Below are 18,686 nucleotides of genomic sequence, written 5' to 3' on the forward strand. Positions count from 1 at the left end.
TCGTAAGGACGACCTTAAGAGCGCAGCCTCGCTACCGTGCCATCTTCTCGCAAGGCGGCCTTCGCCGGAGGCGTACGGACGACCTTAAGAGCGCAGCCTCGCTACCGTGCCATCTTCTCGCAAGGCGGCCTTCGCCGGAGGCGTACCCTAGACTGATCGCTGAGGCGCTTTTTTCGGGCCGGCTCGTCCTTGCCGTGCCGGCCGGCGATTCCGCCCTCCCCTCGCGGCGGTCGAGCGGGTCGAGTTGGCGAAGAGTAGTCGCGGGTTGGATGCAGCGGTGTTGGCGGGTTGAGAGTTGCTGCCGCGAAGGCCACCCACGGAGGTTCCAACTCGGCTGCTAAGAACGCACCTGTCGGACAGTATCAAATCCAACCACTGCGACCTTAATTGCTCCACTTGAATTGTGGTCCATTGACAATGCCGCCGACGCGAGCGAGCCAACCACAGCGGCAAAGAGAGTCCGTTTGCCTGTTTCCGGATCAATCCAGTATCTCGAACGATGATTGGAAACCACCAAGATGCCGTGACGCCGCGTGGCCGGTTTCAGATAGTTTTCCACCAGCTGTGTACGGAGGGCGTCATTAAGTTGACGCAAGCTCCAATCCTTGCCGCCGTGCTTAACTTCGATGGCCACCTCGCAATGGGCCGTGTTCGACACAACAACTATATCGGGGCGATCGCTATCAGCTACAAATGCTTCACGATAAGTTCTGAATCGCTTGCGCGCTCTCAAGTCCATCTGCTCCATAAGCCAGTTCCGAACCTCGTCCTCGTCTCCTGCTCGCTGGAGCAACGCGCGTGAGGATACGTCGGCCTTATGGAGATGGAAATTGATGTCGGCGAGCACGCCCAAGGCAACACTGAAAAGGTCATCGCCAGTCTTCACAGGCGCCAAGTGTGATCGCTCCAATTCTCGCGTCTCCGCTGGCGTCCAAGCAGGGCGCTCTGAATCCTGCTCGGCTTTGGCCCGGGCTAGCTCGCGAAAACGTTCTATTCGGCCCGAAAATAGTGCTTCTTTTGGGAGGCGGTTGATCGAGCGGAAGGCCTCCTCTCCCGGTCGCTTCAAAAGGCTTGAAAGAATAGAACTCCTGGCGCTTTCGGCATAATCCCGTGGGCCAGGCGTGTACGTTCCCTCGTGTCGGGTGTCATCCTCAGGACGGATGTGTCGGTAAGCGAGCCTCAACAGGTCCTCCAAGGTTTGCACATCTGCGCGCCCTAATGCAGGTACTGCTAGGCCATGGTGATGGCCGTCGAACAGTCGACCGATAATGCGTGTTGCGCGCGTGACGCCCGAGGCTGGCTCGACGGGCCCTATCCAATGTTGCAGGAGTTCTAGCCCTCGGGCTGGCGACAACAGAAACACTAATCCAAGATTTCCAAGTGCGAAGTCTTCCTTGTCGTCCCTACAGCTTTGGAAGCGGTGTTCAAACGTCGCAGCCAACTTTTGGAATTGTTTGGACTGGAGTTCGCATTGTGCAAGTATTGGGATCGCACGTTGTAGCGTTTCGACATTTCCAGCCTCTGCGCCAATTATTACATCAGCAATAACATCTTGGACAGGCCGCGATATTTGCGCTCCATGAGATGCATAGTGGTACAAGAAGTAGCTGGCGACTTCGCTAGGTCCTATCCATTCTCGCGTAATCTGATTGTGGAGAATGGAAATCGTTGCCAGTGGATGCGCCGATACAAGCCTATCCATCCAGTCAGGAAAACCCTCCTCGGTCAGGCAACCATGTCGGGCTGCCAAGGATGCGTCGGTAGCGCACAAGTCTTCCGGCCAGTCGGGTGCCTCGGCGGCCTCCATGTCTATTCCGCCGAACGCAAGCAGCGTCAATCTTGACGTCGTGACAATCCCGCCGGGCTTTCGATCGGGTCGCGCGGGTTGGACGTTCCGCCACATGGCCATCATGCCGTCTCGATAGGCTTCGGCCACGTGTCGGCTGAACCCTTCCTCCAGAAGTCGCCACTGTCTGGGTGCATCAGCACGATCAGAGTTGGTCCGCCGTCTCAGCCAGCGGGTCAAGTCCTCCAGTCTATGAATGCCCGACTTCCAATCCTTGAGGTTTTCTGCCCGACTTAAGAGCGAAGGTTCTTGTTCCAACAATCTGCCAAATGCGCGCCAGGACTCCTTGTCGCGCTCCTCCCGAGCCCGGTGCTTTCGTTCTCGAGCTTCGTGTTCCTTGCGGTAGCGTCGGTCTTCGGGGCTCTCCTTCCGAGGTGCAAGATACCCGTCAAGATCTTGCTGCAACAAAGAATTGGAGCTGGCGATCTCCTTTAGTCGCTCCAGCCCAGAATCTGGCCGGCCAGCAGCATCAATGACCCCGAATGCTGCGCAGAACGCGATCCGACGATCATTGACGTTCGGTTTTGTGGCCGCATCATTGAGAAGCCAACTGAGATCCTTGTCGGCTGCGGCGAAAAAGGTCGGGCCTCCGAAATAGAGCTGCCAAGGCCGAATGATCTCCCGATCTCTTGAGTTTTCAGACCCCCTCACTTCGGCAACGTCCGCCCAGAGCAAAGCTCGATTAATTCTTGGGTTTGCCCTTACGAGTTCCGGAATGGTCGGCATCTTGTCGCCGCTGGACCAATTTTCGCCGTTACGCTCTATCGCCATCAATAACTTGATCAATCCAGAAGGCGGTTCACCACTCCGCACCCTAGACAACTCCCCCCGTAATGCGGAGCCAATCTCTTTTGCCAAGAAGCCAAACTGAGCAGATACTCTTCTGTACTCGCTTTTGAACGGCTGACGAAACACCAGATCGCTAAGCGCTTCGGCGAGCTTTGGACGGTCGGAAACAGGGGTCCTTTCGAAAAGCGACGAGATTTCGTGACGAAATCCTTCGGTCGACCCAGACCTCGGAGGCTTGGAGTGTTCTATAAGTGCGATCAACTCCTCGACACCGATGTGGCCCGGAAACAGGGCTGTCGCGAATCCAGCTGCTAGCCTTGCGCTCATAGATGATGGATCCGAAGCCGCGCGCTCCTTTGCCCAACGGATCCCTTCCGCATCCTGACAGGCTACAATACCGTTGAGTGCGAGCACTCGATGGTAATCATGTTCCTGCTCATTCTCGATTACCGATCTTAGTATCTTTTCACACCCGCATATCGCTCTATCGCGAATTAGGCGGAGCAGCAGGAAACGGAAATCTTCGCGGGTATTGACATTCCAGGCATTACCGATGTCGCCTGCAAGGCGCTCGTCTGCAAAGAGGACCAGGTTCCGGTGATCGAGACTGGCGTCTGAAACCTCACCATCCAGATGCTTCTCTGCGAGTGAGGCTAGGATTCGTCTTCGACAGTCGATGTCTAATGATCTGGGGTCACCATATTGGAGTACGACTATCGGCTCACGGCGTATTATCTCGTCGCAAAAGTCTTTGCGCCACTGCGCCAACCAAGCTGCGGCAGCGCGGAGGGATGGTGCGATAGTCTCAACTCCATACTTTTCTACAAAGATTAGGTTCCAGATTTCTGGTACGGGGCATCCGTTTGTTAGTAGCCGATCCAACCAACACGCTGTGAGATACTCCTGGACGGTTCGATGATTAAACCTGATCCTTCCGTAAGTAGACGGTGCGAAGAGCGCACGCATAAGCAGTGCCTCCCCTCCGGCTGAGGTTAACTCGTCCAAAACCATAACAGGATCGATGGCGCCGCTGGTTAGGCTCGGATCACTCTCTGATGACGCCTTCAAAGTGAAGGACTTTCCAAACGTCAATGCTGCCGCGAGGCTCTCTGCGGAAAGACGCGCCTGGTCTGGCCTCAGGTCGGCAAGCCGAGCATATGTCTGATTGGATTCAAGCAGCTTACGCTGAATGCTGAATTCAGTCATCTGCGTTACGCTTCCGAGCTGCCCGTGCTCTAGCCAGTAGGCAACCATGTCCAAGACGTCGCCAGGACGCTGAGCCATGTTCTCAAGCCCCGCGACGTCAATCGCCTCGGAGAATGCTTGGACATCATCTACACCATGTCGCGCGGCGAGATTGGCTGCCATCTGTCTGTTGAGCGGGACCAGACGAACTATGAGCGGCTCAAAGGAATTTAACAGCTGAGATGGGTCGCCAGAGCTTCGATCAGATTTCCTGTCGTTGAAGACCGGATCTAAAAGCTTCTTTTCCTTGTCCTCTGGGAGGACTGTTTCGGCACGCTTTGGGGCAGGTCGAATGTATTCTTCAATTGTGCTTCTATCGTCGCGATCCTCCCAGATGAACGCCCGACAGGAAACGTATACATGGACTCGATCAAGGGAAGGTCCGCAGTCCCTGGCAAAACGCTTGAGGGCTGTTGCGAAACTCTTTCGATTTAGTCGGGCCTCGTCGACGGAGTCTAAAAAGAACCAGCCGAGTTCGGTTCCTGCTTTCCATCTTTCGAGTCGGTCAGCTTCCTCGAGACCGAGAGCGCCTTCAAGTCCTTGGTCCGCTAATTCCTCGACGCGTACATTGAAGGCCGCTTTTCCCTCATTGCTCAGTAATGAAGCTTGACTCCGAAATTCTTCGGTTTTGCCGGTTGAAGCCTCGGCGAGCACAACTACTCGACGATAAGTTAGGAGTTTTTGCCAATCGAGCCAGCCGTATGTCGTCGGACCCCAGAAGCGGGTGAGATTGAAATCAGGATCTATCTCCTGATCCTTCGCAACTGGAGCGAACCAGCGATTTAGCTCAACGAATGACATTCAAAGCTCACATGCGACTCGAAGTTGCGCCGGAAGGATTCCTATCTGTTACGGCACACTAGGCAACTACTGGCCCAAAAACTGAACTGCAACGATACCCTGCAAGTCAGGCGGCAGCGAACGTTCCTATTGCCAGTGCAAGCAGAAGTTTTCCCGCAGCGCTTAGGATGTCGCAGTTGGCGCGAGACAGATGAACTTCCCCCACCCCGCTCACGGCACAAATATCAAAAACACATACGTGCAAAACACCACCAGATGCACCAGCCCGGTCAGGAACGTCGTTCTCTCCGTGCTAAAGCTCACATTGCAGATGAAAAGCGCCAGGACCAAAAGCACCACGTCGGTCGCCGGCAGTCCCAGGGTCAGCCCTCTTCCGGTCAGCAGGCTGGCGGCGGCGATGCCTGGTATTGTCAGGCCGATCGTGGCGCAGGCCGAACCCATGGCGACGTTCAGGCCGCGCTGCAGCTCGTTGCTAAGTGCGGCACGAACTGCCGAGATCGCCTCCGGCATCAACACCAGGCCGGCGATCATCGCTCCGACAATGGCGTCGGCCTGCGGCACCTGGTAGGCGACGAGCGCATCTTCGACGCTGGCCGCGACCTGTTCGGCCAGCATGACGATGCCGATCAGCCCGATCAACAGGAGCACGGCGCCGGCGGCGAGGCTTTCGTGAGCGTCGGTTCGCACTGCAGCGCCATGTGCTTGTGCGTCGATGAAATCGTCGCGGTGGCGGACAGTCTGCGCGAACAGAAAACCGGCATAGAGCAGCACCGAAAGCACGCTGACGAAGCCAAGTTGCGCCGCCGAAAACGTGCCGGGATCGGTGGTTCGCGTGTAGGTCGGCAGAATGAGCGTCATGACGCTGAGCGCGACCAGAACCGCCAGATAGGCGCTGGTCCCTTGCCGGACGATCGCCTGCTTGCGATGGCGCCAGCCGCCAAACGTCAGACACATGCCGACAACGCCGGTGGAGGTGATCATCACCGTCGAGAACACGGATTCGCGTGCAAGCGTCGGGTTGTTGGCGCCGTGCAGCATGATGGAAACGATGATCGACACTTCGATTGCCGTTACGGCGATGGTCAGCACCAACGTGCCGTACGGCTCGCCTACCCGCCTGGCCACCGCCTCGGCGTGGTCGAGCACCACGAAAATGGTGATGAACATGATCGCGCTCGAAAGCGCGCCGATGAATATCCTGGTGCCCAGCGACCCTTCGTCCACCGACACCCCGCTGGCCCTGACCGCGACAGCCATCGCCAGGGCGGCCAACGGCATGCCGTAGGAAACCGCCGATCTTGCAAAACCACTCATTGTCACTTTTTTGCCTTCCACCGGCAGGGAAGCTCGCGCGCTATCCGGGCGTGTTGGCCTTGACGACCTTCTTGCATTCGGGCGTCAGCTCGCTCATGTGACCGGCCAGGCATTTGACGACGCGGCCACCGCCCGGCAGCACGCCCTTGCACAATCTCTGGTAATCTGCCTGGCAGGCCTCACGCTCGGCCGCCGTCTGCGCCAGCGCCGCGGTGGCTGCCAGCTGCGTTGCCAGGAAAAGCACGCCTAACGCAATCCGCATGGAACATCCCTCAAATATGTTGCCCAAACAACGCCTCCGTCACGCTTAGACGGAAGCCTTCACGCCGTCTTCTGCGTCACCAGTCCCAGTTCGTCGATCATCGCCTGGCGCATCAGGTATTTCTGCGGCTTGCCGGTCACCGTCATCGGCAATTCGGTGCGGAAGCGGATGTAGCGCGGGATCTTGAAATGGGCGATCTGGCCGGCGCAGAAGGCCTTGATCTCCTGCTCGGTGGTGATCTGGCCTGGCTTCAGCACGATCCAGGCGCACAGCTCCTCGCCGTATTTCGGGTCGGGAATGCCGAACACCTGCACCTCCTTGACCTTGGGGTGGCGATAGAGGAACTCCTCGACCTCGCGCGGATAGACGTTCTCGCCGCCGCGGATGACCATGTCCTTGACCCGGCCGACGATGTTGCAATAGCCCTCGGCATCGATGGTGGCGAGGTCGCCGGTGTGCATCCAGCCGTCGGCGTCGATGGCCTCGCGGGTCTTTGCTTCGTCGTCCCAATAGCCCTTCATCACGGAATAGCCGCGCGTGCAGAGCTCGCCCGGCGCGCCGACCGCGACGGTGGCGCCTTCGGCGTCGATGGCCTTGACCTCGACATGAGGATGGACGCGGCCGACGGTCGAGACGCGCTTTTCCAGCGGATCGTCGACACTGCTCTGGAACGACACCGGACTGGTCTCGGTCATGCCATAGGCGATGGTCACCTCGGCCATATGCATCAGCGACACCACTTTTTTCATCACCTCGATCGGGCATGGCGAACCGGCCATGATGCCGGTGCGCAGGCTGGTGAGATCGAAGGAGGCGAACTCCGGATGGTCGAGCAGGCCGACGAACATGGTCGGCACGCCGTAGAGCGCGGTGCAGCGTTCCGTTGCCACCGCCTTCAGCGTGGCGCCGGCATCGAACCCCTCGCTCGGGAAAACCATGGTCGCGCCCTTGGTGACGCAGCCCATCGTGCCCATCGACATGCCGAAGCAATGGTAGAGCGGCACCGGGATGCACAGCAGGTCGTCGACGGTGAGCCGGATTGCCGCGGTGACGAAATTGCCGTTGTTGACGATGTTGTTGTGGGTCAGCGTCGCGCCCTTCGGCGCGCCGGTCGTGCCTGAGGTAAACTGGATGTTGATGGCATCGTCCGGTTTCAACCCGTCGGAGATGCGGTCGAGCCTGTCATGCTCGTCGCGCCCAGCCATCGCCAGCACGTCGGCGAAATTGAACATGCCCGGCGAACTCTCCTCGTCCATGCGAATGACGATCTTCAGCGACGGCAGTCTGTTGGCATCGAGCTTGCCCGGGGTGGCCCTGGCGATCTCCGGCGCCAGCGTCTCGATCATGCCGAGATAGTCGGAGCTTTTGAACTTGGCAGCGGTGACCAGCGCCTTGCAGCCGACCCTGTTCAAGGCATATTCCAGCTCGACCAGCCGGTAGGCCGGGTTAATGTTGACCAGGATCAGGCCGATGCGGGCGGTGGCGAATTGCGTCACCAGCCATTCCCAGCGGTTCGGCGACCAGATGCCGACGCGGTCGCCCTTCTCGAGGCCGAGCGCCAGGAAGCCGGCGGCCAGCGCATCGACGGTCTCCGACAGTTCCTCCCAGGTAAAGCGCTTGTCCTGCTCGACGAAGACAGCTGCATCGAGCGTGCCGTATTTGCCGACCGTATCGGCAAACAGCGCCGGGATGGTCAGGTTGAGCAGCGGCACGCTGCGCTCGCCCGAGACATGCGCCGTGCCGTCGACCGGCGCAATGAACGAACCGCCATCGCGCTTGCCGCGCAGGCTGGTGGCATTCTTCAACTCGTCGAGATTGATCGGCATCGCCGTGTCCTCCGCAGACGGGCCGAGCCTATCAGCCCGGCGGGGTGGTGGAAATCCCGTCGATGGTAGGGCTGGGTGAGAACTCGCCTGTCGGGGCCGAAAACAAAAAACCCGCCTCGGCGGGCGGGTCTTCGGGGCCAATTGGCACCATACCCAGATTAGTAGCATAGCTGCCGGCACAAAGCAAGAACAAAATTGCTGTATGTCAGGAAAATCGCTTCAGGCGCCAGCGGCGCAGCTGCTTATCTCCCCCCTTGAGGGGGAGATGGCCGGCAGGCCAGAGGGGGTCGCCTCGCGTGGAGCTCCAGGCTGTTCTGTCGGTTAAGAGAGTCGCGTCAAGACGAACCGACCCCCTCTGTCGCCTTCGGCGACATCTCCCCCTCAAGGGGGGAGATTGGCAGCGCCTGCGTTCACCGACGCCACCCTTGCCGCAATATCGCGCAACACCGCCTCGTCGGCCGCGGCGCGCACCTTCCGCGACGCTACGAGGCAGGCCTGCGAGCGCAGGATCACGCCATCGGCCAGCACTTTGAGATGGTTGGCGCGCAGCGTCGCGCCTGACGTGGTGATGTCGACGACGATGTCGGCCAATCCGGCCGCCGGCGCGCCTTCGGTGGCGCCGAGGCTTTCGACGATGCGGTAGACCTGGATGCCGTGCTTTTGCGAAAAGAACTGCTGGGTCAGGCGCCAGTATTTGGTGGCGATCCTGAGCCGCCGGCCGTGGCGCTGGCGGAAATCGGCGGCGACGTCGTCGAGGTCGGCCATGGTGTCGACGTCGAGCCAGATGTCGGGCACCGCCACCACGACATCGGCATTGCCGAAACCGAGGCCGGCGATGATTTCGGCGCGCGCCTCGCAATCGGCGAGGTTTTCGCGCAAAAGGTCCTCGCCGGTGATGCCGAGATCGACCGAGCCCTGGCCGATCTCGCCGGCGATCTCGGAGGCCGACAGGAACGCTATCTCGACGCTCTCCATGCCATCGATACGGGCTCGGTATTTGCGCTCGTCGCCGGGCAGGCTGACGGCAAGCCCGGCCTTGGCCAAGACCTCGAGCGCCTGCTCCTTGAGCCGGCCTTTCGACGGGATCGCCATCGTGATCATGGTGCCGTCTCCCGCAGCGCCTCGATGCGGTCGAGCCAGACGGAAAAACCGACGCCGGGGATCGGCGTTTTGGCGCCGAGCAGCGTCAGCAGCCGGTCGTAGCGGCCGCCACCGGCGAGCGGCCGGTCGCCGCCCTGCGCCGCGATCTCGAAAACCAGGCCGGTGTAATAATCGAGCGGCCGGCCGAAGGCGGCGTCGTAACGGATTTCAGACATCGGCAGGCCGAGGCTTTCGATAGCCGCGGCGCGGGCGGCAAAATTCTCCAGCGCAGCGCCCAGCGAAAGGCCGGCATCGGCCGCGAAAGTTTCTAGCGCCCCGGCGGCGCTATCGAGCGGCACGTCGATCGCCAGGAAACTCTTCAGCGCCGCGAATGCCTCGTTCGACAGCCGTACGCTGCGCAGTTCGGCCTTCTCGATCAGGCGCCGCGCGATTTCGGACGGCGAACGCCCGGCCGATGCCGACAGGCCGGCCTCTTCCATGCCGACGGCGATATGCGCCGAAAGAGCTTCCAGATCGCCGTCGAGGACCAGGGCGGCGACCGGCCCGGCGAGCTGGCTGTTGCGCGGCGGATTGGCGAGGTCGGCAAGCGCTGCCTCCAGCATCGGCGCCGAGCCGAAGGCGCGCGCCAGCCGCATGCGCCAGCCGCGCGGCAGGCCAAGCGCTGCCAGCACCGCCTCGAAAATTGTCTGGTCGCCGAGCGTGACCGCCAACTCCCGGCCGGGCAGCACCAGCGAAAGCAGCGCATGCGCATCGGCCAGCGAACGCGCGTCGGCGGCGGCCGTGTCGCGGTCGCCGAGATCCTCGATGCCGGCCTGGAAGAACTCGTTGCCGCCCTCGCGGCGCTGGCGAAACACCTCGCCGAGATAGGAATAGCGGCGCGGCGTGCCGGCCTGGCTGGCAATGTGGTCGAGGCAGACCGGAATGGTGAATTCCGGCCGCAGGCAAAGCGTCTGCCCGGTCTCGCTTTCAGTGAGAAAGATGCGGCGCCGCAAATCCTCGCCGGCCATGTCGAGGAACGGATCGGCCGGCTGCAGCACGGCAACCTCGACCGCATGGGTGTTGCGCGCGGCGAAGAGCGTCGCGATGTCTGATGCGATGGCGGGGCGCGAGGTCATGGGGATGTAGGGCGCGAGGCACCCCCCTCTGGCCTGCCGGCCATCTCCCCCTCAAGGGGGGAGATTGGATATCGCGCCTGCTTTCGCCAATCTTCAGCGTTGGAGAGAAGACGCCGAGGCTGAAGCTGCCAATCTCCCCCCTTGAGGGGGAGATGGCCGGCAGGCCAGAGGGGGGTGCTCACGCGCCACCTTTCGCCCGGTCGGCCGCCTGCGCCGCCAGTATCTTCTTCACCTCGGCAACCAGCTCACTCTCCGCCACCGTCACCTGCGCCGGGCGTGCGGCGCGCCATTCGGCGTTGTCGGCGATCTCGGCCGACATCTTGGCGCCCTCGATCAGGTCCTTGATCTGCAGCTCGCCCTTGGCGCGCTCGTCGCCGCCCTGGATGATGGCGACCGGGCTACCGCGGCGGTCGGCATATTTCAGCTGCGCCTTCATGCCGGCGCCGCCGAGATACATTTCCGAGCGGATGCCGGCGGCGCGCAGCTCGGCCACCATCTTCTGGTAGCGGCCGAGGCTTTCCGTATCCTTGTCCATGGTCAGCACGACGACCGGCGCGATGATATCGGAAGTATCGAGCTTGCCGAGGTTCTTCAGCGCCGTCATCAGGCGCGAGACGCCGATCGAAAAGCCGGTCGCCGGCACCGGCTCGCCGCGGAAGCGCGAGACCAGACCGTCATAACGTCCGCCGCCGCCGACCGAGCCGAAGCGCACGATCTGGCCGTCCTCGTTGGGGATCTCGGCCAGCAGCTCGGCCTCGTAGACCGGGCCGGTGTAATATTCGAGGCCGCGGACGACGGAGGGGTCGATGCGGATGCGATCCTCACCGTAGCCGCTTTGTGCGACCATGGTTCTTATCTGCTCCAACTCTCCAAGGCCCTCGACAAACGAGGCGTTCGTGATGCCCAGATGTTCGAGTTTCCTTTCCTCGATAAGATTGCTGAGACCGGGGTTGATGGATCCCAGTGTCTGGACGATTTTTTCGGGATCGTGCTGCGCCATGACTGTGAAATAGCTGATGACAACGTCGATTTGCGCATTGTCCAGCCCAGCACCCTTGGTGAAATCACCGCTCTCGTCCTTGCGCCCCGCGCCCAAAAGCAGGCGCACGCCCCCGACGCCAAGCTTGTCCAGCTTGTCGATCGCCCGCAGCACGGTCAGCCGGCGGCCGATATTCTCGTCGCCGCCGAGACCGATCGCCTCCAGCACGCCGTCGAGCACTTTGCGGTTGTTGACGCGGACGACGTAATCGCCGCGCTTGATGCCGAGCGCCTCCATCACGTCGGCCATCATCATCGCCATCTCGGCATCGGCGGCGACGCCCGGCGTGCCGACCGTGTCGGCGTCGAACTGCATGAACTGGCGAAAGCGGCCGGGACCGGGCTTCTCGTTGCGGAACACCCAGCCGGAGCGATAGCTGCGATAGGGTTTCGGCAGGCGCTCAAAATTTTCGGCGACAAAGCGCGCCATCGGCGCGGTCAGGTCGTAGCGCAGCGACAGCCACTGGTCGTCGTCGTCCTGGAACGAGAACACGCCTTCGTTCGGCCGGTCCTGGTCGGGCAGGAATTTGCCGAGCGCGTCGGTGTATTCGATCAGCGGCTGGTCGACCGGCTCGAAACCGTAGAGCTCGAAGACCGAGCGGATCGTCGCCATCATCTTCTCGACGGCACGCATATCGTCGGCGCCGCGGTCGACAAAGCCGCGCGGCAGCCGCGCTTTCATCTTTTCGGATTTGTCGGCCATGGGATGGGTACTTTGCTAAGTAATCGGTGACTTATTTCGGGTCGGCGTGTCCTACCGATGCAGCCCGGAGAAGGCAAGGGTTTGCGGCTTTTCCGCGATGTCGCGGGACCAGTTGGTTCGCAAATGTCGCGCCGCCCCTCATCCGCCTGCCGGCACCTTCTCCCCGTATAGTGACGGGGAGAAGGGGACTTGTCGCAGCCTCGGCGCTACTTGTGCAACGCTGTGATTGGCGAAACCACCGGCGGAGGCGTCCTTTCTCCCCGTCCCTATACGGGGAGAAATGCCCGGCAGGGCAATGAGGGGCAGCGCAAAGCCATCAGGCAGGGCGACCGAAACAAACCGCATCAAAAATGAAACAATTGCGCCATGCGCGCGGCATCGTGCCGACACAATCCGGGCCGATAAGCGCGCCGAAACACGGGGGTCGGGGCCATGGCCACGCTAGAAAAGTTCGACATCATCGATAGCGGCGCACGCGACGCCTCGGTCCGGCTGCGGCCGGCCGATGGTTATGCGCCAAAAACGACGAAGCAAATCGCCGGACCGTTCGAGATCGCGGCGCAACAGCGCAGCGGGCCGACCATGCGCGACGTGCTGATGACCGGCCTGCTGGTGATCTATCCGGTGTTCGCCGCGCTGGCGGCCATCCTCGCCGGGTTTTTCCTCGCCGGCACCGGCGCCGGCGGCGCCTGAGCCGCTACTTCGGCCGGTTGAACGCTTTCCGCTCCGCCTCGACCGGCTCGCGGCAGACACAGCCCTCGAGATGGTCGTTGACCAGCCCCATTGCCTGCATGAAGGCGTAGACGGTGGTCGGGCCGACAAAGCTCCAGCCGCGCTTCTTCAGCTCCTTCGAAATGCGGACCGACACGGCCGTCGTCGGGTTGGCGCGCAGATGGGCGAGGTCGACGATCTCGGGCCGCTCGTCGGGGCCGGGCTCGAACTTCCAGAACCATGCAGCCAGCGAGCCGGCCTCGTCGATGAGCTCGCGGGCGCGCTTGGCGTTGTTGATGGTCGAGACGATCTTGCCGCGGTGGCGGATGATGCCGGCATTGCCGAGCAGGCGCTCGACATCCTGGTCGGTGAAGGCGGCGATCTTGTCGACATCGAAGCCGGCAAACGCCTCGCGGAAATTGTCGCGCTTGCGCAATATGGTCAGCCAGGACAGGCCCGACTGAAAACCTTCGAGGCAGATTTTCTCGAACAGGCGGCGGTCGTCGGCGACCGGCCGGCCCCATTCGTGGTCGTGGTAGTGCAGATAATCCGGCAGATTGCCGTGCCAGAAGCAGCGGGCGATACCGTCGGGACCGGCAAGCAGACCTGTCTTTTCATCCATGGCGGAATTCCGTTCGTGTCTTGGCGTTAACGCGTTTTGACGCGGCCTTTACCGCGGCTTTACCAGATTCCTGAACCGGGCGGTAACCACACCAAAAGCTTTACTGACAGATCGGCATTTTAGGCATTCCGATTCATGTTTCGGTTGCCGCTTCGCGCCCAATGTCGGCGAAATCGGGGAGGCTTTGCACCCCGGCATGTTCGACGATCAAGGTGCGTTGCGATGAAGACATTCTTGTTCCCACTGTTCGGCGCCGCGGCCGTGCTTGCGGCCGGCGCCGCCAATGCCAACGACCGCTATGCCGACAGGCCGCCGGTGGTGGTCAGTCCCGACCTTTCGGCGCCCTGGGTGCTGCAGCTCGGCCATGCGCCGGGCATCGTGCGGCAGAGCCGGCAAGAGGCGCAGCCGCAACGGCGCTACCGGCGGCTGGCCGAACCGGATCAGCTGCGCACCGCAGCGGTGCAGGCGCCGGCCAAGCGCATGGTGATGCGGCGGCAGATCGACCCGATTTATCTGCCGCAGGAGGTCGCGTATGACGGCCCGCAGAAGCCGGGCACGATCGTCATCGATACGCGAGAGAATTTCCTCTATCTCGTCGGCAAGAACGGCAAGGCGCGCCGCTACGGCGTCGGCACCGGCAAGCCGGGCTTCGAATGGTCCGGCACCCACAAGATCACCAACAAGCGCGTCTGGCCGGACTGGCGGCCGCCGGCGGTGATGATCGCCCGCGAAGCCGCCAAGGGCCGTTATCTGCCGACCTATCTCGCCGGCGGCATGGAAAACCCGCTCGGCGCACGCGCGCTCTATCTCGGTTCGACCGAGTACCGCATCCACGGCACCAACCAGCCCTGGACGATCGGCGGCGCGGTGTCGTCGGGCTGCATCCGCATGCGCAACGAGGACGTGGTCGACCTTTACGAACGCGTGAATATCGGAACAACGGTGGTGGTGATATAGTTGCGGTAACGAATCACCTGGTCTAGAAAGACATTAGCTTTGGCTTTCTAAGGCCAGATGAATGAATAACGGGGGACGGGCCGTGTGGGGATGCGGCCAGTCACGAAAGGGCAGCGCGGCAAGCCGTGCTGCCCTTTTTGTTTGCGCCATCGCCAGCAAGAATTGACGGGAAGATTTCGCCAGCACGTCGCGCGACCGGCATGGCGGTTCGCTTTTCGCGCTGCCTTTTCGCCGTTGCCTTGCTATGTGGCGGCTAAAATCCAGATAAAGGCCCCATCCCAATGTCCCTTTCCGATGACAGCCGCTATCTCAGAGGCGGCCCGGTTGCCCAACGCATCATCGCCGGCGTGCGCGAAGACGCCGCGATCGCAACAGCCGAAGGCTTTCCGCCCAAGCTGGTATCGATCACCGTCGGCGACACCGCGGCGGTCGATGTCTATGTCCGCAACCAGCGCGCCAAGGCGGGGCTGGCCGGCATCGGCTTCGAGGAAAGGCGTTTTCGCGCCGACATCACCGCCGGCGAACTCGAAGCGGCGATCCACGGGCTTAACGCCGATCCGCGCGTCACCGGCATCATCATCCAGCGGCCGGTGCCGGTGCACATCCCGATCAAGACGCTGCAGGCGGCGGTGCATCCGCTCAAGGATGTCGAGGGCATGCATCCGGCCTCGATCGGCAACATCGTCTACAACCAGCTCGACCTGGCGCCCTGCACCGCCGCCGCCTCGGTCGAACTGCTCAGGGAAACCGGGCTCGACCTTAAGGGGCTCGAAGTGGTGGTCGTCGGCCATTCCGAGATCGTCGGCAAGCCGATCGCCTTCCTTTTGATGAGCGAAGGCGCGACAGTGACGGTCTGCCATCACATGACACGTTCGGTAGCGGCACACGCACGCCGCGCCGACGCGCTGTTCGTCGCCGTCGGCAAGCCGCGGCTGATCAAGGCCGACATGGTCAAGCCGGGTGCGGCGGTCATCGATATCGGCATCAATTCGGAGATCGGGCCGGACGGCGAGAGCCGCATCGTCGGCGACGTCGATGCCGAGAGCGTCAGGCATGTCGCGTCGTGGATCACGCCGGTGCCGGGCGGCGTCGGCCCGATCACCGTGGCGATCCTGCTGCGCAACACGATGGTGGCGCTCAGCCGCCAGCGCGCCCGCTACCAGGCGACCTACGGCACGGCGGATCGGCTGGCGGCGGAGTAGGCGCGTAGCGGCTCACTTGGCCGCGACAATGGCCCTCTCTTCGCGAACGCCTTCGGGCTTCGGCCCGCCGTAGGCCCAGTCAAGCAGCTTTATCGTATGCACTACCGGCAGCTTCGCCGCCGAAGCGATCTGGGTGATGCAGCCGATATTGCCAGTGGCGACGACTTCGGCGCCGGTCGCTTCGATATTCCTGACCTTGCGGTCGCGCAACGTCGCCGAAATCCCGGGCTGCAGGATGTTGTAGGTGCCGGCCGACCCGCAGCACAGATGCCCTTCGCGCGGCTCGCGCACGACGAAGCCAGCTTTGACCAAAAGCTCCTTCGGCTGGCGGGTGATCTTCTGGCCGTGCTGCATCGAGCAGGCGGAGTGATAGGCGACGATGGTGCCCGGCTTGCGGACCGGCTCCGGCAGGTCGAGGCTTGCCAGATATTCGGTGATGTCCTTGGCCAGCGCCGAGACGCGCGCCGCCTTGTCGGCATAGGCCGGATCGAGGCGCAGCATGAAGCCGTAGTCCTTGATGGTGGTGCCGCAGCCGGATGCGGTGATGACGATGGCGTCGAGTCCACCCTGCTCGATGGCGCGCGTCCAGGCGTCGACATTCCGTCGGGCCGACGCCAAGGCAGAGTCCTCGCGTCCCATATGATGGACCAATGCGCCGCAGCAGCCCTCGCCCTCGGGCACCACGACCTCGACGCCAAGCCGGGTCAGCAGCGAAATCGTCGTATCGTTGATGCCGGGATCGAGCACGGACTGCGCGCAGCCGGTGAGGATGGCGACGCGGCCATTTTGCTTCGCGCCCTGCCCGGCATGGACGCCCGGCGAGGCCATCGATGAAGCAGGCGGGATCGAGACTGGGGCGAGCCTAAGCATGGCGCCGAGCGGCTTCAGGGCCACAACCTTGTCGAACAGGCCGGCGAATGGCCTACTTAGCTTCGCCAGGTTCAACGCGGCGCGAAAGCGCGAGGGGTAGGGCAGCACGAAGGCCAGCATGGCGCGCGTCAGGCGGTCGGCCAGCGGACGCTTGTAGGTCTCCTCGATATGGGCGCGGGCGTGGTCGACCAGATGCATGTAGTTGACGCCCGACGGGCAGGTGGTCATGCAGGCGAGGCAGGACAGGCAGCGATCGATATGGGTGACGACCTCCTTGTCGGCCGGACGGCCGTTTTCCAGCATGTCCTTGATCAGGTAAATCCGCCCGCGCGGCGAATCCAGTTCGTTGCCTAATGTCACATAGGTCGGGCAGGTGGCCGTGCAGAAGCCGCAATGTACGCATTTGCGCAGGATCTTCTCCGATTCCGCGACATGCGGATCGGCGAGCTGGGCAGCTGAGAAATTGGTCTGCACGTAAACGAATCCTACAATCCCAGAAACCAGCTTTCCGGGTTCTTGACCGGCTCGCCGCGCTGCAGCGCCTGCAAGCCGAGAATGCAGCGGGCGATGAACCAGACCGCGACGGCAACCATCAGCACGACACCGACGACAACGATCATCAGCAGCGCCGAGATCAGTGCATAGAGCAGGCCGATCCAGAAGGTGCGGATCAGGAATGTGTAATGGCTCTCGACGAAGCCGCCGGCCTTGCCGCGATTGATATAGGCCAGGACGATGCCGACAATGCCGCTGACGCCGATGGCTAGGCCGGCGAGATAGAGGATGTAGATGACCAGCGCATTGGTCGGACCGGGCTCCAGCCAGCGGTCGGTCTGGCGTGACGTACCGTTTTGACCTGGATCGCTCATTGTGCTCCTCCCTGGATTGTCGCGGCGAGAGTAGCAGAGCCTGCGCCCGGCGCCATACGGCCGGGATTGAGGATATTCTTCGGGTCGAATTCGGCCTTCAGCCGCGCCGACAGTGCTGCCAATTGCGGCGTCTGCGGTTCGAACACCGGAACGGCGGCGCGGTGCGCAGGGGCGGCGCGCACCAGCGTCGCATGGCCGCCGCCATATCTTTTGATCAAGCCGCGCAACAGGCCGGCCTCGGGATCGTCCTGCTGCATGCGCAGCCAGATCAGCCCGCCCTGCCAATCGTAGAAGGCATCGACCGCGGCCTGCATGCGCAGCGCCAGCACCATCTGGTGACCATGTGACGGCGCCATCGAGACGCGCCACACCGGCCTTTCGCTGCCATCCGCGAACGGCGCGCAGTCGCGGATATCGCGCCAGACCGAATACGAGACCGAACCAGAAATCTCCTGCAGTGGCCCGGCGTTTTTCAGCAGGTCTTTCAGCGCGGCGATGCGGTAGGCGACCGACGGGCCGAAGCCCTCGATGCGCAGCAGCGTCGCGGCATCGCTGCCGAGACTGCCGCTGGCGACCCGCGCGGCGACCCGTTCGGGAAGATGGGCAGCGCTCGACACTTCGGCGCTGGAACCGAGCGCCAGCGCCATGGCGGCGGCGGCATGATCGTCAAGCAGGCTGCGGATTGCGAGCGTGACTTCAGTCTCGGCAGCAGGCAGCACCTTGAAGGTCACATCGGTGAGCACCGCCAGCGTGCCCCAGCTGTTGGCCATCAGCTTGGAAAGATCGTAGCCGGTGACGTTCTTGACCACACGGCCGCCCGACTTGAAGGCCTCGCCGCGCCCGGAAACGGCCGCTATGCCGAGGATATGGTCGCGCGCAGCCCCGGCCTTCAGCCGCCGCGGGCCGGAAAGGTTCGCGGCGAGTGCGCCGCCGATCGTGCCTCGCCCTGGCTCACCGCCGAGCAGCGGGCCGTAATCCATCGGCTCGAAGGCCAGTTGCTGGCCGTTTTCGGCAAGCAGGCTTTCGATCTCTGCCAGCGGCGTGCCGGCCTTGGCCGACAGCACCAGCTCGGCCGGTTCATAGAGCGTGACGCCGGAGAGTTTCGACAGGTCGAGCGTATGCTCGCTCTGCTGCGGCCGGCCGATGCCGCGCTTGGAGCCGTGAGCGAGGATTTCGAGCGGCGAGTCTTCCGCCGCTGCCCAAGCGATGGTGGAAAGGGTTTCCGCTGATGTGGTGGGGGTGAAGGTGGTCATGGCGATACGCCGCGTTCCTTCGCGCCCCCCTCTGTCCTGCCGGACATCTCCCCCTCAAGGGGGGAGATCGAATGCGGCGTTGGGTTTCGCCAATCTTCAACCTCCAAGAAAGAGCGAGGCGCGCAAGCTGCCAATCTCCCCCCTTGAGGGGGAGATGTCCGG

Annotated in this window: 14 protein-coding genes; 3 read left to right on the plus strand and 11 right to left on the minus strand. The window is 62.4% G+C overall.

From position 1 onward, the window contains the following. Nucleotides 1-337 precede the first annotated feature (337 nt). The 7 genes from AC0L2Y_RS32380 to hisS form a co-directional block, all read right to left on the minus strand. The gene (locus AC0L2Y_RS32380; protein WP_473562043.1) at nt 338-4,681 is read right to left on the minus strand and encodes a hypothetical protein; all 4,344 of its coding nucleotides are present in this window, start codon (nt 4,679-4,681) and stop codon (nt 338-340) included. A gap of 210 nt (nt 4,682-4,891) precedes the next feature. Continuing rightward, the gene (locus AC0L2Y_RS32385; RefSeq protein ID WP_473562044.1) at nt 4,892-5,995 is read right to left on the minus strand and encodes a calcium:cation antiporter; all 1,104 of its coding nucleotides are present in this window, start codon (nt 5,993-5,995) and stop codon (nt 4,892-4,894) included. A gap of 40 nt (nt 5,996-6,035) precedes the next feature. After that, the gene (locus tag AC0L2Y_RS32390) at nt 6,036-6,257 is read right to left on the minus strand and encodes a cysteine rich repeat-containing protein (RefSeq protein WP_473562045.1); all 222 of its coding nucleotides are present in this window, start codon (nt 6,255-6,257) and stop codon (nt 6,036-6,038) included. 59 nt (nt 6,258-6,316) lie between these two features. Beyond that, nucleotides 6,317-8,083 (minus strand): AMP-binding protein, encoded by a 1,767-nt coding sequence (locus AC0L2Y_RS32395; protein ID WP_473562046.1) that lies wholly within the window; start codon nt 8,081-8,083, stop codon nt 6,317-6,319. Nucleotides 8,084-8,464: 381 nt separating this feature from the next. Then, nucleotides 8,465-9,184: an ATP phosphoribosyltransferase gene (hisG, locus tag AC0L2Y_RS32400; RefSeq protein WP_473562047.1), complete on the minus strand. Its 720-nt coding sequence runs from the start codon at nt 9,182-9,184 to the stop codon at nt 8,465-8,467. Further along, nucleotides 9,181-10,299, minus strand: a complete 1,119-nt coding sequence (locus AC0L2Y_RS32405; protein ID WP_473562048.1) for an ATP phosphoribosyltransferase regulatory subunit — start codon at nt 10,297-10,299, stop codon at nt 9,181-9,183. The genes hisG and AC0L2Y_RS32405 overlap by 4 nt, the downstream gene beginning before the upstream one ends. A 178-nt stretch (nt 10,300-10,477) precedes the next feature. Then, complete coding sequence (hisS, locus tag AC0L2Y_RS32410) at nt 10,478-12,040, minus strand: histidine--tRNA ligase (RefSeq protein WP_473562049.1); 1,563 nt, start codon at nt 12,038-12,040, stop codon at nt 10,478-10,480. 432 nt (nt 12,041-12,472) lie between these two features. Between hisS and AC0L2Y_RS32415 the strand changes: the two genes are divergently transcribed. After that, nucleotides 12,473-12,733 carry a hypothetical protein gene (locus tag AC0L2Y_RS32415; protein ID WP_473562050.1) on the plus strand — a complete coding sequence of 87 codons (261 nt, stop codon included), beginning with the start codon at nt 12,473-12,475 and terminating at the stop codon, nt 12,731-12,733. A 4-nt stretch (nt 12,734-12,737) separates the two neighbouring features. Here AC0L2Y_RS32415 and AC0L2Y_RS32420 read toward each other — a convergent pair whose 3' ends face one another. Then, nucleotides 12,738-13,373: a DNA-3-methyladenine glycosylase I gene (locus AC0L2Y_RS32420; protein WP_473562051.1), complete on the minus strand. Its 636-nt coding sequence runs from the start codon at nt 13,371-13,373 to the stop codon at nt 12,738-12,740. 222 nt (nt 13,374-13,595) lie between these two features. Here AC0L2Y_RS32420 and AC0L2Y_RS32425 point away from each other — a divergent pair, with 222 nt between their 5' ends. Further along, a complete protein-coding gene (locus AC0L2Y_RS32425; protein ID WP_473562053.1) occupies nt 13,596-14,330 on the plus strand; it encodes a L,D-transpeptidase in 735 nt (244 codons plus the stop codon). Nucleotides 14,331-14,611: 281 nt separating this feature from the next. Continuing rightward, nucleotides 14,612-15,532 (plus strand): bifunctional 5,10-methylenetetrahydrofolate dehydrogenase/5,10-methenyltetrahydrofolate cyclohydrolase, encoded by a 921-nt coding sequence (locus tag AC0L2Y_RS32430; RefSeq protein ID WP_292664484.1) that lies wholly within the window; start codon nt 14,612-14,614, stop codon nt 15,530-15,532. A gap of 12 nt (nt 15,533-15,544) precedes the next feature. Here AC0L2Y_RS32430 and glcF read toward each other — a convergent pair whose 3' ends face one another. Genes glcF through AC0L2Y_RS32445 form a run of 3 tightly spaced genes read right to left on the minus strand, consistent with a single transcriptional unit; the run spans nt 15,545 to nt 18,524 of the window. Next, the gene (glcF, locus tag AC0L2Y_RS32435) at nt 15,545-16,876 is read right to left on the minus strand and encodes a glycolate oxidase subunit GlcF (RefSeq protein ID WP_473562054.1); all 1,332 of its coding nucleotides are present in this window, start codon (nt 16,874-16,876) and stop codon (nt 15,545-15,547) included. A gap of 11 nt (nt 16,877-16,887) precedes the next feature. Beyond that, nucleotides 16,888-17,271: a DUF4870 family protein gene (locus tag AC0L2Y_RS32440; protein ID WP_353015884.1), complete on the minus strand. Its 384-nt coding sequence runs from the start codon at nt 17,269-17,271 to the stop codon at nt 16,888-16,890. Further along, a complete protein-coding gene (locus AC0L2Y_RS32445; RefSeq protein ID WP_473562055.1) occupies nt 17,268-18,524 on the minus strand; it encodes an FAD-binding protein in 1,257 nt (418 codons plus the stop codon). The genes AC0L2Y_RS32440 and AC0L2Y_RS32445 overlap by 4 nt, the downstream gene beginning before the upstream one ends. Nucleotides 18,525-18,686: the final 162 nt, after the last annotated feature.

Source organism: Mesorhizobium sp. WSM4830 (assembly GCF_055811495.1).